The sequence below is a fragment of the Rummeliibacillus sp. GQ308 genome, from assembly GCF_059759115.1.
The window spans coordinates 1,491,289-1,505,319 of record NZ_JCAXDQ010000001.1 but is presented as its reverse complement, the minus strand read 5'-3'; the positions used below and the strand labels follow the sequence as shown (position 1 = coordinate 1,505,319).

Sequence of the window (14,031 nt, the reverse complement as noted above, 5' to 3'; positions counted from 1 at the left end):
AATAATTTCCTAAATAGTTATTGACATCGAAAATATCGTGCCATATGATTATTACAACGCAAGTGATAATGATTATCATTATCGAATTCAGTTATTATCTTATCATATACATTGGAGGAAGAAAAGAGATGCCAAGTACATTTCGTAAAATGATTGCACTGTTAGCAATCATTGCTGTATTTACACTAGCTGCTTGTGGAAATACAAAAGAAAAAAATAAAGACCATGCTGCTTCAAAAGAAAAAATAGTATCATATTCAGTTAAACATGCAATGGGATCAACAGAAGTAAAAGGTATGCCAAAACGTATTGTTGTATTGACAAATGAAGGAACAGAAGCTTTACTAGCAATGGGTGTAAAACCAGTAGGAGCAGTAAAATCATGGGCAGGAAACCCTTGGTATGATCATATTAAAGGTAAAATGGATAATGTGGAAGTAGTTGGCGAAGAGGGCGCAATTAATATTGAAAAAATTGCTTCATTAAGACCCGATTTGATCATTGGTAATAAAATGAGACAAGAAAAGGATTATGAAAAACTAAGTAAAATTGCCCCAACTGTTTTCTCAGAAACATTACGCGGTGATTGGAAAGAAAACTTTGAACTTTATGCCAAAGCCGTAAATAAAGAATCTGAGGGTAAAGACGTTTTACAAAAATACGACGATAAAGTAAAAGCTTTAAAAGCTAAACTGGGAGATAAAACAAATCAACAAGTATCAGTTGTTCGCTTTTTGGCCGATAAATCTCGAATTTACTATACTGACTCATTTTCTGGTGTCATTTTTAATGAGCTTGGATTTAAACGAGTGCCTGAACAAGACAAAATGTTTAAAGCTGACAGTAAGCTAGGTAATCTTGCTATTGAAGTAGGTAAAGAAGCTATTCCTAAAATGGATGGTGATCTAATTTTCTATTTTACATACCTTCCAACTGGTGATGATTCAGCATTAGCAACTGAAAAAGAATGGACACATGATCCACTATGGAAAAATCTATCAGCAGTAAAAAAAGGTCATGCATATAGAGTAGATGATTCTATTTGGAATACAGCAGGTGGCGTTCTTGCTGCGAATTTAATGCTAAATCAAATTGATAAGATTTTCTCAAAATAACACTACTAAAAATAATACCCGGATGGAAAATAGAGTATTTTCTATCCGGGTTTCTTTATGGGTAAAAGTAAATTATTTAGACTAGCTTATTTACCTTAAATACAGGTATTACTTCACTATAACTCCCCGAAGAGATGCCAGATAAAAAAATCTCCTACAGCTATTTCCGTTTGTAATTTCATGATGCATAAATCGTTTCTTCAGGCTTTAATGTATAAAGCTTAACATTTTTAAAAACATTTATCCTTTGCTAAAGATACTGTTCTAAAATTTATTTGTAAATTTTAATCTTTAATAAATGAATAAATATCATCCTCGGAAAGATCAAATAAATTCATTCTAATTGTGTCGTAATGTGAAGTTGAAATCTCTAATACCTCTCTAAGGGAAATACTGATTAGATAGTAATTTCCATCTTCAATAGCCAAGAAATCTCCATCAGATAAATCTCTTAAATGTAACATTCTACGGTCTTTTACTTTTACTTCAAATACATCACTCGGATTAAATTTTTTAATTCCTAAAGATAACATAGTTTCTTTTAAATTTTGATCCATTTCCTTTTCTTTCACTTTAATAAAATCAATGTTAATTTTATGTAGATTTAAATCAGATAGAATTAATTCATTATTGGATGAAACACCAGCAATTACTCCGGAGCTAAAAAAAATCTCAAGTTGGGTTTCGTTGCTTGTTTTTTCATTAAATATTTTTATACCAGTAATAGAATAATCTTTCTCGTCTTTTTTTTCATATTTTCTTATAACTTCCCTTTTATATGAAACGCCAAAAAAATAATCCGAATCTCCAATTACAGGAACTATATCTTGCAAAATTCCTTCCTTAATTTGTTTCAGATAAATCGAATATTCGCTTGGTAGTTTTTCTAAAACGGCTATCAGCATTGCATTAAACCTGTTTACATCAATTTCAATACATTCTTTTTTACGAAAAAAATTGAACAATTTCAGCCCTCCTTGTAACTTCGTCATCGTACTTTCTGTAGAATAAATTTAACATATTGCTATTTCAAATAGAGTTTGCGGTGATTCAGCATATACATCCGTTGTCGGGTATGTCTATATTATTCTGTGCTTTTTTTCAACTTGTACAGTGGGATACGTCTTTTTTATCCTAATGTTTTAGCGAAGTTCATCTATTTAATTTTCCTTTCTATCAGTATTTATATTATTCTTCCTCTTTTCATAAAAACCTCTAATATAAAGTATTATTAGTTGGTTTAGTTCATTAGCTAGAAAATAAAAAAGGAAATATAAAAAGATGATGCCCGAAATTGCAGACATCATCTTTTAACTTATAAAATTAACGTATTACGTTAGTAAAGCACGCTATCTGAAGGTATTAAGGCATTTATCTAAAGCCACGTTCATATTGTTTGGGTTCATTTATTTCCTTTTTAAGCTTTGCGGCTGCATCTAATGCCCAATATGGATTACGCAACATACCACGACCAACAGCAACTAAATCAGCTTCTTCGTTCCCAATTACAGCATTGGCTAGAATAGGATCATCTAATCTTCCCACTGCAATAACTGGAACATTCAGAGCTTCCTTGATTTTACGAGCTAACGGTACTTGATAAGCTGCCTGCGTACCAGGTCTACCCCCTGCACCAATAGGCCCTTCTCCACCTGAAGAGATATGGAAGATGTCTACGCCTGCTTTTTGATATTCTTTCGCAAACTGAATACTTTCATTAATGCTGTATCCCCCATCCACATATTCACTCGCAGATATTCGCATAATTAATGGCATATTTTCAGGTATCTCTTTTTTAGCTGCTTCAATAACTTCCCGGCCAAACTTAGTCAGATCTTTTCCATATTCGTCCTCTCTCTTATTTGTTAAAGGAGAATGGAATTGATGAATTAAATAGCCATGAGCACCGTGAATTTCAATGGCATCAACTCCGGCTTTTACTGCACGTTCTACAGCCTTACGGAATTTTTCGACCATTTCTTTTACTTCATCAGTTGAAAGGGCTCTTGGTGTCTTAGAATTTTCATCGAATGGAATTGCAGAAGCAGAAACCGGTACTTCAGCATCTTCTGCTTTACGTCCAGCGTGAGCAATCTGGATACCTACTTTGGCTCCATGTTGATGGCAAGCTTCTACAATGCGTGCTAATGGAGCAATTTGTTCATCTGACCATAAACCTAAGTCAAAGTCAGTAATTCGTCCATCAGGTTCTACATCTGTCATTTCAATAATAATAAAACTTGTTCCCCCAATTGCTCGAGATACATAGTGTATATAATGCCAATCTGTAGCAATGCCGTCTTTCTTTTCAACTGAATATTGACACATAGGAGGCATGACAACACGGTTCTTTAACTCTAAACCTTTGAACTTATAAGGACTAAATAAATGTTCCATTTGAAAACTCCTTTATCTTTAAATTTAATCGATTTAATAAACGAAAAAGATTCTTTCGGAAATTAAATGCATGACGCATGCATTTAATTTAAGGCTAAACAATACTTCATGTCAAGTCAAAGTACTTCATCTAAAATGTGGTACTTTGACTTCATTAGATTTTCTTATAACCCCTCTGTTAACTGTTTCATTACAGCTTCAACATTAACAGTAGAGAGATTTGATTTTAGTATTTTATGGAAAGAGGCTAAACTTCCTTGAAGTTTTTGCTCTCCTATATTAGTTAGACGTGTATAAGTACCCCTACGATCATCCGTGCAAACTTGTTTTTCTAATGCCCCACAGCTATTCGCTTCCATATTGCCTACAAGCCTAGACATTGCACTTTGACTCAATCCTACCATCTCTTGTAGTTGTTGTAATCTGAGCTTTTTTTCTGGCGCTTTAGAAAGGTGGTAGAGTACGTAGAAAGCTTTTAATGACAAATTATAATCTATTTGTAGGACATCCTCTAATTCTTTCTTTAATTTACTTTGTATAGAATCTATGACCAACCAGTACTCCATAAAATCATTATTATTCTTCATTCTATTCCACCTATTCAGCATTATATTATGGCTTTCAGATTATAATTTATACATAACCTAATATATCTCTAAAAAACATGTTACATAATAATTTCTTTAACATAAAATTCTACTATGTATTCGCATAGATAGTCAAATTGACATTAGGTGTATGAAATTAAGAATAATGTTGATCAAATTAATAAGCTATTTCTATTTATTCCGTTCTTATCAATAGCTTCTTTTAATGTTACCTATACTCAATTGAAAAATTCCATATGAGGTTTCTTTTCTTTGTAATAATCTAATCTGTCCTGCAGTGCACCAGTATGAAATTCGAACTTATGGCCATCTGGATCTGTAAAATATATAGATTTTTTATCCTTTTCGTCTCTAGGGCGACCCGAAAGTATGTTTACTCCTAATTTCTCTAATTTGCTATAGATATCATCGATTTCCGCTTCTTCTACGGAAAAAGCTATATGAGTGTATGATTGATTTATTTCATTACGAGGAATATTCTGTTCCTCATTTAGAGCAAGCCACATGCCATTTAAATCAAAGTAAGCAGTACTTCTTCCTTTAACCAATAGTTTCGCTTCACAGACATCCTGATAAAATGCTATAGATTGTTCCAAATTAGACACAGAAAATAAAAAGTGATTTAATCCTTTAATAAACAATATAGTCACCCCTATTTATTAGTATATACACTGTTATGAAGATTGCTTAGTATGCGAAGAAGAATCTTTATTCAAAGCCACCGATAATATCATCGCAATAATACAGGCAGTGCCGACCCATTGAAAAAAACCAAAAGATTCTTTTAACCAAAAAACTGTTGTTAATACGGCCGCTAACGGTTCCAAGCTCCCTAAGAGGCTTGGTTCTTTAGGTGAAAGACTTTGCAAACTTTCTATATAAAACCAGAATGCCATCATTGTACCAAAAATTATTACAAAAACTAAATATATATAAGATTCCATTGTTAAGTTAGTAAAGTCCATTTGCCAAGGAGGGTGGATAAAACTTAATGTAAACCCACCAATAACCATCGCCCAACCAACAATGACAAGAGATTCGAATTGTGCAAGAAGAGGAACTGCATATAATGTGTAAAATGCAAGAGCTAATCCAGACAAGACCCCCCACACAATTGCGGGTATTGGTACAGATAGACTTGAGATTGAACCATTCGTTAATAAGAAAAAGCAACCCCCTAATGCAAGAAAAACAGTTAACACATCTTGTCTTGTAAATACAGCCTTCTTACGTGAAACCAAATAAATAATAATCATTACAGGTGCTAAGTATTGTAATAGTGTTGCAACGGCAGCATTCCCATATTTAATCGATGCCATATATGTATATTGGACCGAAAGCATACCTAGTAATCCAAATATAATGAGTTGAACAGCTGTTCTTTTATTTTTCCAGATGCCAAAAACTTGGGAACGGCTTTTTCCAAAAAACTGTATGCTTAAAAGCAAGAATCCGGATATGAGCAATCGTGTCGTAACGAGCCAATTTACATCAATTTTACTTTGGTGAAATAGTTTCTGTGCAACTGTACCTCCCACACCCCAAAATATAGCCCCCATAATTACGAGTAACAATCCTTTTCTTCTGATAGTTCTATGCATGTTCATACTCCACCTCTAATATAATAATAGTGTTATAATAAGTGGAAAATAATTATAATAATACATAAAAAGAATGAAAAAATATAAATTTATTGAGGTGATGATGTGCAGGTGAACAATTTTGAAGTAAATAAAAGTTTAAAAGAACTCACCCAACATCGTACTGTTGAATTACCAATTGCATGTTATGAGACAAAGATAAACCAAAACATTCATGGTTATATACCGCTCCATTGGCATGAGGAAATTCAATTTGTGTTGGTTGTGAGCGGTGAAGCAACTTTTCAAATAAACGAAGAGAAATTAATAGTACGAGAAGGAGAAGGTGTATTTATAAATAGTGGCTGCTTGCATATGGCAGAAGATAAGAAAAAAACAGACTGTGTCTACATTTGTTTAAATGTATCACCTCATTTCGTCCTCCCACAAGAACTCTATACGACTTATGTTCTTCCTTTTATTCAAGCAACTAACTTATCTTACATCCCTGTTGATTCGAATACGCAATGGGGTAAAAACATAGTAGAAGCAATTCTTAAAATCAAAGAGTTGATGGAACAAAAAGTGCAGTTCTTTGAAATGGATATAAACATGCAACTAACGGTGATTTGGAAAAACCTAATCTGTAATGGTTTTCAACCAGAATATATTCAGACAGAAAAGTTAAAAAGTCAACGAATGAAACAAATGTTAAGTTGGATCCAAGTTCATTATACTGAGAAAATCAAATTAGAGGATATTGCTAAAGCCGGTCAATTGAGCCGCTCTGAATGCTGTAGGTACTTCAAGCGAACTTTAAAAACGACACCATTAAATTATGTAATTGATTATCGAATTCAAAAAAGCCTTCTCCTTTTACAACAAGAAGAGACTAGTGTGACAGAAGTTGCTTATGAAGTAGGTTTTAATAGTACCAGCTATTTTATTGAAAAATTTAAGAGTTCAATGAACATGACTCCGTTAGCATATAAAAAATACTTTATGGAGGATTGAAGCATCTATTTCGGGGACTCTCTCAAAATAAGCAAAAGAAAAAGACCTATCATATCCACTATGCTAGGCTTTTTTCTTAATATTTTGGTTGCTTGCCGTAAAAACAAAACAGGTAATACATGCAACGAATGATACAACCATGCCGAACAATAATCCAAAACCCTTCATAAATATGTCTTCCCCTTGATAAGAAGGCTTGATGGTAACAAACCAATAGATGAATAGTATTAAAAGGAAAAAGTAAAAACTGCTCCCAACTACGCTCATTTTTATACGATTTCGTTTTGATCCTTGCCAAGCTTTATTTATAGCTATCCATAGAAGAATGCTAGTCAATACAGCAGCAAACATTAAAATTATGTGAAGATAAGGGATGGGAAAGAAAATCAATAGGTAAAGAATTAAGCCAGTTGAGAAGAACAAAACAGCATTCATACAAAATAAAAATAGGCCAGAGAGCCAATGGTTTTGGAACCAGTTTGCGTTTTTTAACTTATGTACAAGATTATTTTTTTTACCAAGGTGTTCAATGAATATCTTTCTAAAATAAATGATGAGTAAAACTCCGATACATCCAATCATTAATATAGATGTCATAATACTACTCCCCTTTAATCAGCTATTCAGTTGGATAATTGCTTGTGGCAGGCTTAAAAGACATACTTCAATCTATAGATCGGCATTCGGTCTTCTCAGACAGTCAAATCATATTCTGTTTTTATGTGAATAGCTCTTTCTAATATTTCTTGTAAGACTGCTGCAAATAAAGAAATGACAACAGTAGCGAAAATGATAGCAGCAGCAATAATTGCGAGGCCTGGGTGAAGAGCATTTTGTTGGAGAAGGATGAGCATGCCGATTGTATAGATGGAAATAATCGTTAACGCACTCTTCTTTATACGTCCTAATGCCTCGACAGCTACCTTTGTAAAAGCGGTTTCCTCCTGAATGAAATTTAGTAATCGATAGGCTTGATATAAAGCGATATAAAAAGGTATTGCAGTGATATAAATGCCTATTAGAAGAGGTAATGCCAAGTAAGCATATGTTGGATTAGCTTCTGCAGCTTGACTGGCCATGCTCGGTAACCAAAAAACGCCACATATTAAGAGAAGTAGACCAATCATAAAAATAGAAAACCTCAAAAAAATTAACGATCCCCTTTTCATAAAGAACCTCCATATTTTGTTATTACAGCTATCATACTAATTTATTTATCGTTTTTCAATAAAAATATATTCCTTTTCATTATTAATATTTAATTATGTTTTTAGAAACGTATAAATGATTCATATTTTGATGCCTTTACAGAAAAACACGCAGGCCCTTAAGAAAAGGCCCGCGTGTTTTATTTCGTGAAAGTATAATGTCTTTCTACATTATCCTCAAATTTAATTTCTAATTCAATTTTCTTGTAATCTGAACCTAAATGGAAGACAGAGATAACTTCATTTAATACCTCTTGGTCTGGGGTTTTTGAATCGAATGTTAATTTTTTAAAGAGTTTTTGCACATGTTCGTACGCCGCGTTACCTTCTAACAATTGATTTTTACGATTATTTTCTACTTTTACTTCTGCCCCGTCACGTTCATTTTCATATTCAATATTGTAAAATTGATTAGCCCCATAATCTACTTCTAGATCAAATTCGGAGAAGCTAAAAGGAGCACCGTTGACTTTTTTATTGGTAGTATCGTTGCTATTTGGTGGCGCAGTTGTGACAGGTTCGTTTTCACCGCTGTTAGAGACTGGTGCATTCTTGTGTACATTTGATGCTTTATCTTTATCGCCGCAGCCCATTAGCGAAGCGGCTAAAAGAGGAATTGCAAGAATAGCAGACCATTTAGACATGTTCTTCATCTCCTTTATAGTATTAGCAATAGTATTTGCAGATAAAGGGATGAATAAACATATAACTACCATTTCCTTATAAATAAACAAGGTTTGTTCATTTTATACCTTTAAATTGTTGTGTATAGCAAACCGGTCCATCATTTTTTGACTGGATGAAGATAACCCTCTAAGCGTTACTGTATTACCATTAACATGATACTTCTGAATTACTTTATCAATGGCCAATACCGCTGAATCATCCCATATTTGAGCATTGGAAAAATCAATTATCACTTCTTTATGCTCTACATTGTAATGAAAAGAATCAATGAAACGGTCTGATGAAGCAAAGAATAGTTGCCCTTTGACTATACAAATAATTTCTTCATTCACTTGTTGTTCTTTTACTTGTAAACGGGATATCTTCGCTACGAAAAATAATGCACTTAAAATGACGCCTGCAAAAACACCTTTTGATAAATCATGGGTAGCTATCACAATAACAACCGTGACAAGCATTACTATCGCATCCATCTTAGGAGCTTTTCTTATATATGAAAAGGACGACCAATCAAAGGTTCCTATTGAGACCATAATCATAATGCCTGCTAAAACAGACATCGGAATTTGAACAACCAAATCGCCAAGAACAACAATCAAGAACATAAGGAAAATGCCTGCTACAAATGTTGACAATCTACTTCTCCCACCGGAGCTTACATTTATGACCGATTGGCCAATCATTGCACATCCTGCCATACCGCCAAAGAAGCCATTCACAATGTTGGCAATACCTTGACCTCTCGCTTCTTTATTCTTATTGCTTTCGGTCTTAGTCATATCATCTATAATGGATGCTGTTAGTAAAGACTCTAATAAACCAACGATCGCTAAGGCGAATGAATAAGGGAAAATAATTTTCAATGTTTCAAACGAAAAAGGAACATCAGGAATAAAGAAATTAGGTAATGATTTAGTAATTTCACCTAGATCACCAACTGTACGTAGATCCATATGTGTATTCATCGCTATCGCTGTTAAGATAACTATAGCAATTAAGGGTGCAGGAATTGCCTTGAAAAATCTAGGTACTATATAGACAATTAACAATGTGATACCTATAAAGACATATGTCATATTAGGGACATGAATAAAGTTCGGTACTTGAGCCATGAAAATTAAGATGGAAAGCGAGTTAACAAAACCAATCATGACAGCACGAGGAATGAATTTCATCAGCTTTGCTATTTTAAATATGCCAAATAGTACTTGGATAACCCCTGTTAAAATGGTGGCTGCCAACAAATAGTTAAGTCCGTGCTCTTTTACTAATGGGCCCATCAACAATGCCATAGAACCAGTAGCAGCAGAAATCATTGCTGGTCTTCCTCCGACAAAAGAAATAATAACTGCGATGCTGAAAGAAGCATACAACCCCACCATTGGGTCAACGCCAGCAATGATTGAAAAAGCAAGTGCTTCAGGAATTAAAGCTAAAGCTACCACCATACCTGCAAGAATATCCGCTCTTACATTAGAAAACCATTGTTTCTGGATACTTTCTAACATATATTCACCTCATTTCGATAATATCTGTTTAAGAGTTATATAGCTTGAAGCTTTTTAACTTTTTCAGACAACAAAATGAAGTATAACACCTTACTTCCCAAAATAGAACCATTTTGGAACTATTTTTTGATGACTTATAGTATGTTATAATAGAAAAAACGACTTTTATATAGGAGAGCCAATATGTTAATAGGATATATGAGGCCTTATATTGAGGATCAAAACTGTGAAAAACAAATCCAAACACTTCAAAGCTTTCAATGTGATCAGTTGATTCAAGAAGAACATTCGTCTGCAAAGAAAAGGATACATTTGCAAAAGATGATGGAAAACATTCAATCTGGAGATAAAATACTTGTAAACAGATTGTTTATCTTAGCAGATTCGACGCGCCATTTAGTTGAACTATTAGAGATTGCCCATGCTAAAGGTGCTTTCTTCTATTCGATTCACGAGGGTATCGATACAAGTAGCGAAGGCGGCTATTCATTTGAGGAGATTGTAAAACATTTACTTGATTTTCAAAGTGACGTCATTAGTGAAAGAACAAGAAAGGGTTTAGATAGAGCAAAACAAAAAGGAGTATCAGCTGGGCGTCCAAAAAAACCGGATGAAAATGTGAAGCGCGCCATCCAAATGTATCAAAGTAAGCAACATAGTCTTACAGAAATAAAAAATGAAACAGGTATCAGCAAATCAACCTTATATAGGTATCTTGAACGTTAAATATAATTTAAAAACACCAGCGACTCCCCAAATATTTCGGGAATGCACTGGTGTTTTATATTATCCTTCTGTTAAAGCATAGTACTTCTTTTCTATTCCGTTAATTTCAACGATTAAAACATCATTTCTTTCTTTCGTTGAGTATATCTTAGTTCCTACTGGAATATTGTTAGCCATCTTATTCTTAAAGGTTTGGCCAGAGCCATATTTACTTTCCACTTTGCCAATTTCTTTATCTTTGGTTACTTCCAATTGATTAACCCAATCAATATTTGTTTGATAAAGAGTATCATGGACCATTAACAGATCGGCATTATTATCTTCTTTTAATACTTCCGCTGCTGTAGGCGGTGCACTCACATTCTGTGTTTCCTTTACCTTGGTACCGCACGCTGTCACGAAAATAGATACTACAACAAGAAGTACGATGAGTGTTCTATAGCTCATCGCTAATTCCCCCCTGAAACTAAATTAATAGCTTAGTTTACATTTCCAGCTTGCATCGCGTAATTTCTTACTATCATACCATTGGTTTGTTTCATGTCGAGCTGTTCATAATAAGCTACTAAATCATCATCACAACATAAATCTACCATATAGATATCTTCTAATTCATGCAACATGCGCTTTACCAATTCTTTGCCGATACCTTTACATTTATACTCAGGCAACACTTCTAGAAGTGGAATATACGCGGACAACACACCATCGCTAATCGCCGTTATAAAACCTACTACCTTATTTTTCTCTTTATCAAGTGCAAGCACCACTTTATTGCTATTTTTTAGTAATTGTAGATGTGTTTTCAGACTAGGCGGGTTTGGCCAATCCACGAAAAAGCCTTGTAGCATATCTGAAGAAATGTTATCTAGAGAATTTGTATAAATCATCATCAGTCAACTCCTGAATTGTATTTTTCAACATCATAGAAGCAGATGATTAATCAAAAGTATAATAACAATATAGCGACCCCCACATTTTAGTTCACACTATAAAGTTCGATAAAGTAACAGCAAACCCCTGCCATTATTCGAAAACTTTTATAAAACTTCTTTAATGCCAAGACTGATTGAAAGGTTTAAAACGGAGCAATACTTTTCCTCTGATCTCTTTCCTATAATCGATCGGCCCAAAGTCTCTAGAATCCATAGAATGATTGCGATTATCTCCCATAACAAAGACTTTACGTTTTGGAATCACGATATCAATTGACGGACTATCCATTGTTTCTTTTATGTATGGCTCTTTAACCATTTTTCCATTGCGATAGAGTGTTTTTCCTCTAATTTGAATATGGTCTCCCGGCAAACCAATGACACGTTTTATATATAAGTCATGGCCCGCTATAATGTCAGCATCAAAACTGACAATATCATTATATTTTGGTGCATGAAATTCGTAGGAAACTTTGCTGGAAAGCAGGTAATCCCCTTCATGTAAACTGTTTTCCATACTATCTCCTACGACGACCTCGGGCGTAAAAAAAGTCCGAAAGAGCATCACCAAAAGAATCATTACTACAAGAGTAAAAATAAAATATTTAAAGTCCTCTATTAATGCAGCATATTTTTTCACTAAAATCGCCTAATTTCTATTAAGAATATGGTTGTGGTTAATTCTATTATTATCTATACTACCTTCCTTACGCAATGCTATAAAAGGAGAGATGTCTCAAGCTCTCCTAATACCTGATAAAGACATAATGGTCGGAATAGCAATCATGAGAATGACAAAAACCCACAGCATTCCCTCTAAATTTGAATCGTTTCCTATTGCCATTTGTATAGATTGCCAAATATAAACCGATTGAAAGAGAAATAGCATTGTTCTAATAAAAACTAAAAGGCACACCATTTGTTTCGTTTCTCTTTGCTGTTCGCTAGTAAGCTGGATGTGCGGGTTCTTATGATAGCTTGGTGATTTTTCTAAACAATATAGTCCCACAGCCAGAATGCCAATTAATAATGGAAGGAAAAGCAAGAAAACGCGTGAGCCGAGTTCTATAGGCTCTCCTCTTATCCCAAAATCAATAGGTACTTTCAATGGAATGCTTGAGAACATAAACCATACATAAGAAGCAGAAACTACAAATAGTCCAAACCCACTTAAATTGACGAGTTGCAACAACAAAAGGCTTCTTCCTTGAAAAGTTGTATGGTGTTTCATGCTAAATCTCCCCGCTTCTTTTTATAAAAGTTATGGTTAGATTGGACAATTATACAATTATTATGTATGTTTCTAAACCTGATAAGATGAAAATTTGGTAAAATGATTACAATTAAGATAAAATAGATAATGGTAAAAGAAGGAGTGAATAATATGGTAAAACAAACAGTTACTTTAAATAATGGCAATGAAATGCCTGCAGTAGGCTACGGTACATTTCGTGTAAAAGATAGCAATGAACTTTCAGATATGGTTGTAGTAGCTATCAAAGAAGGTTACCGCCACATTGATACAGCACACATCTATCAAAATGAAGAGAGTGTTGGTTTAGGTATTAAAAAAGCAATCGATGAAGGACTTGTTACGCGTGAGGAGTTATTTGTAACCTCAAAAGTTTGGAATGACGGGCTTACATATGATGAAACAATCGCAGCTTATGAAGAAAGCCTTCGTAAATTAGGATTGGATTATTTAGATCTTTATATTATTCACTGGCCAGGACTAGATGAAAATTATGTAGAAGTTTATAAGGCGCTTGAAGAACTTTATAATAATAAAAGAGTCAAAAACATTGGTGTCAGCAATTTCCATGTTCATCACCTAGAAACTTTGCTTTCAAAAACATCAGTAGTTCCTACAGTAAATCAAATCGAATTCCAACCTAAATTAACACAAGTGGAAGTACGAGAATACTGCAAAAAACACGGCATTCAAGTTGAAGCTTGGTCTCCTCTTATGAATGGCGAAATTTTAAACCATGAAGTTCTTGTTGATATCGCAAAAAAATATAATAAATCAACAGCTCAAATTGTATTAAAATGGGACTTAGATAATGATGTCATTACGATTCCCAAATCAATGACACCATCTAGAATCCGTGAAAATCTTGAGTTATTTGATTTTGAATTAACACAAGATGAAATCGACAAAATTTCTTCATTGAACGAAGGATTCCATTTCGGTCCGAATCCTGACGAATATAATTTCAATAATTAATCATAAAAAGGCAAAAGCTCTAGGAG

The 14,031-nt window shown here is 33.9% G+C and carries 17 protein-coding genes; 4 read left to right on the top strand and 13 right to left on the bottom strand.

Going from position 1 to position 14,031, the window contains the following annotated elements:
* The first annotated feature begins 128 nt into the window (after window positions 1-128).
* Window positions 129-1,115, top strand: coding sequence for an ABC transporter substrate-binding protein (locus AC6CHJ_RS07450; protein WP_150284435.1), 987 nt, complete (start codon window positions 129-131; stop codon window positions 1,113-1,115).
* A 284-nt stretch (window positions 1,116-1,399) separates the two neighbouring features.
* Here the strand turns inward: AC6CHJ_RS07450 and AC6CHJ_RS07445 are convergent, their stop codons facing one another.
* The 5 genes from AC6CHJ_RS07445 to AC6CHJ_RS07425 all read right to left on the bottom strand — a co-directional run bounded on the left by AC6CHJ_RS07445 (window position 1,400) and on the right by AC6CHJ_RS07425 (window position 5,721).
* A complete protein-coding gene (locus AC6CHJ_RS07445) occupies window positions 1,400-2,080 on the bottom strand; it encodes a hypothetical protein (protein WP_392993908.1) in 681 nt (226 codons plus the stop codon).
* 406 nt (window positions 2,081-2,486) lie between these two features.
* Window positions 2,487-3,512 carry an NADH:flavin oxidoreductase/NADH oxidase gene (locus tag AC6CHJ_RS07440; RefSeq protein ID WP_251646361.1) on the bottom strand — a complete coding sequence of 342 codons (1,026 nt, stop codon included), beginning with the start codon at window positions 3,510-3,512 and terminating at the stop codon, window positions 2,487-2,489.
* Window positions 3,513-3,676: 164 nt separating this feature from the next.
* Window positions 3,677-4,099 (bottom strand): MarR family winged helix-turn-helix transcriptional regulator, encoded by a 423-nt coding sequence (locus tag AC6CHJ_RS07435; protein WP_498287907.1) that lies wholly within the window; start codon window positions 4,097-4,099, stop codon window positions 3,677-3,679.
* Window positions 4,100-4,338: 239 nt separating this feature from the next.
* Window positions 4,339-4,761 carry a FosM family fosfomycin resistance protein gene (fosM, locus tag AC6CHJ_RS07430; RefSeq protein WP_147193439.1) on the bottom strand — a complete coding sequence of 141 codons (423 nt, stop codon included), beginning with the start codon at window positions 4,759-4,761 and terminating at the stop codon, window positions 4,339-4,341.
* Window positions 4,762-4,794: 33 nt separating this feature from the next.
* Window positions 4,795-5,721, bottom strand: a complete 927-nt coding sequence (locus tag AC6CHJ_RS07425; RefSeq protein ID WP_498287905.1) for an EamA family transporter — start codon at window positions 5,719-5,721, stop codon at window positions 4,795-4,797.
* A gap of 105 nt (window positions 5,722-5,826) precedes the next feature.
* Here AC6CHJ_RS07425 and AC6CHJ_RS07420 point away from each other — a divergent pair, with 105 nt between their 5' ends.
* Entirely contained in the window at window positions 5,827-6,714 is an 888-nt protein-coding gene (locus AC6CHJ_RS07420) for an AraC family transcriptional regulator (RefSeq protein ID WP_147193441.1), read from the top strand.
* A 63-nt stretch (window positions 6,715-6,777) separates the two neighbouring features.
* On the opposite strand, the gene AC6CHJ_RS07415 is transcribed toward AC6CHJ_RS07420, so the two are convergent.
* The 4 genes from AC6CHJ_RS07415 to AC6CHJ_RS07400 form a co-directional block, all read right to left on the bottom strand.
* A complete protein-coding gene (locus AC6CHJ_RS07415; RefSeq protein ID WP_147193442.1) occupies window positions 6,778-7,311 on the bottom strand; it encodes a hypothetical protein in 534 nt (177 codons plus the stop codon).
* A 95-nt stretch (window positions 7,312-7,406) separates the two neighbouring features.
* Window positions 7,407-7,883: a DUF2975 domain-containing protein gene (locus AC6CHJ_RS07410; protein WP_147193443.1), complete on the bottom strand. Its 477-nt coding sequence runs from the start codon at window positions 7,881-7,883 to the stop codon at window positions 7,407-7,409.
* Window positions 7,884-8,062: 179 nt separating this feature from the next.
* Window positions 8,063-8,566: a YusW family protein gene (locus tag AC6CHJ_RS07405; RefSeq protein ID WP_184117482.1), complete on the bottom strand. Its 504-nt coding sequence runs from the start codon at window positions 8,564-8,566 to the stop codon at window positions 8,063-8,065.
* 102 nt (window positions 8,567-8,668) lie between these two features.
* Window positions 8,669-10,117 carry a SulP family inorganic anion transporter gene (locus AC6CHJ_RS07400; protein ID WP_498287903.1) on the bottom strand — a complete coding sequence of 483 codons (1,449 nt, stop codon included), beginning with the start codon at window positions 10,115-10,117 and terminating at the stop codon, window positions 8,669-8,671.
* Window positions 10,118-10,300: 183 nt separating this feature from the next.
* Here AC6CHJ_RS07400 and AC6CHJ_RS07395 point away from each other — a divergent pair, with 183 nt between their 5' ends.
* Window positions 10,301-10,843: a recombinase family protein gene (locus tag AC6CHJ_RS07395; protein WP_066787203.1), complete on the top strand. Its 543-nt coding sequence runs from the start codon at window positions 10,301-10,303 to the stop codon at window positions 10,841-10,843.
* Window positions 10,844-10,903: 60 nt separating this feature from the next.
* On the opposite strand, the gene AC6CHJ_RS07390 is transcribed toward AC6CHJ_RS07395, so the two are convergent.
* The 4 genes from AC6CHJ_RS07390 to AC6CHJ_RS07375 all read right to left on the bottom strand — a co-directional run bounded on the left by AC6CHJ_RS07390 (window position 10,904) and on the right by AC6CHJ_RS07375 (window position 13,009).
* Complete coding sequence (locus AC6CHJ_RS07390; RefSeq protein ID WP_446738411.1) at window positions 10,904-11,290, bottom strand: hypothetical protein; 387 nt, start codon at window positions 11,288-11,290, stop codon at window positions 10,904-10,906.
* A 32-nt stretch (window positions 11,291-11,322) separates the two neighbouring features.
* Window positions 11,323-11,733, bottom strand: a complete 411-nt coding sequence (locus AC6CHJ_RS07385) for a GNAT family N-acetyltransferase (protein ID WP_446738950.1) — start codon at window positions 11,731-11,733, stop codon at window positions 11,323-11,325.
* A 163-nt stretch (window positions 11,734-11,896) separates the two neighbouring features.
* On the bottom strand, window positions 11,897-12,418 hold the full coding sequence (lepB, locus tag AC6CHJ_RS07380) for a signal peptidase I (protein WP_084246884.1): 522 nt from the start codon (window positions 12,416-12,418) through the stop codon (window positions 11,897-11,899).
* A 96-nt stretch (window positions 12,419-12,514) separates the two neighbouring features.
* Window positions 12,515-13,009, bottom strand: coding sequence for a DUF1648 domain-containing protein (locus AC6CHJ_RS07375; protein ID WP_150284425.1), 495 nt, complete (start codon window positions 13,007-13,009; stop codon window positions 12,515-12,517).
* A gap of 153 nt (window positions 13,010-13,162) precedes the next feature.
* Here AC6CHJ_RS07375 and AC6CHJ_RS07370 point away from each other — a divergent pair, with 153 nt between their 5' ends.
* A complete protein-coding gene (locus AC6CHJ_RS07370; RefSeq protein ID WP_498287900.1) occupies window positions 13,163-14,005 on the top strand; it encodes an aldo/keto reductase in 843 nt (280 codons plus the stop codon).
* Window positions 14,006-14,031 lie beyond the last annotated feature (26 nt).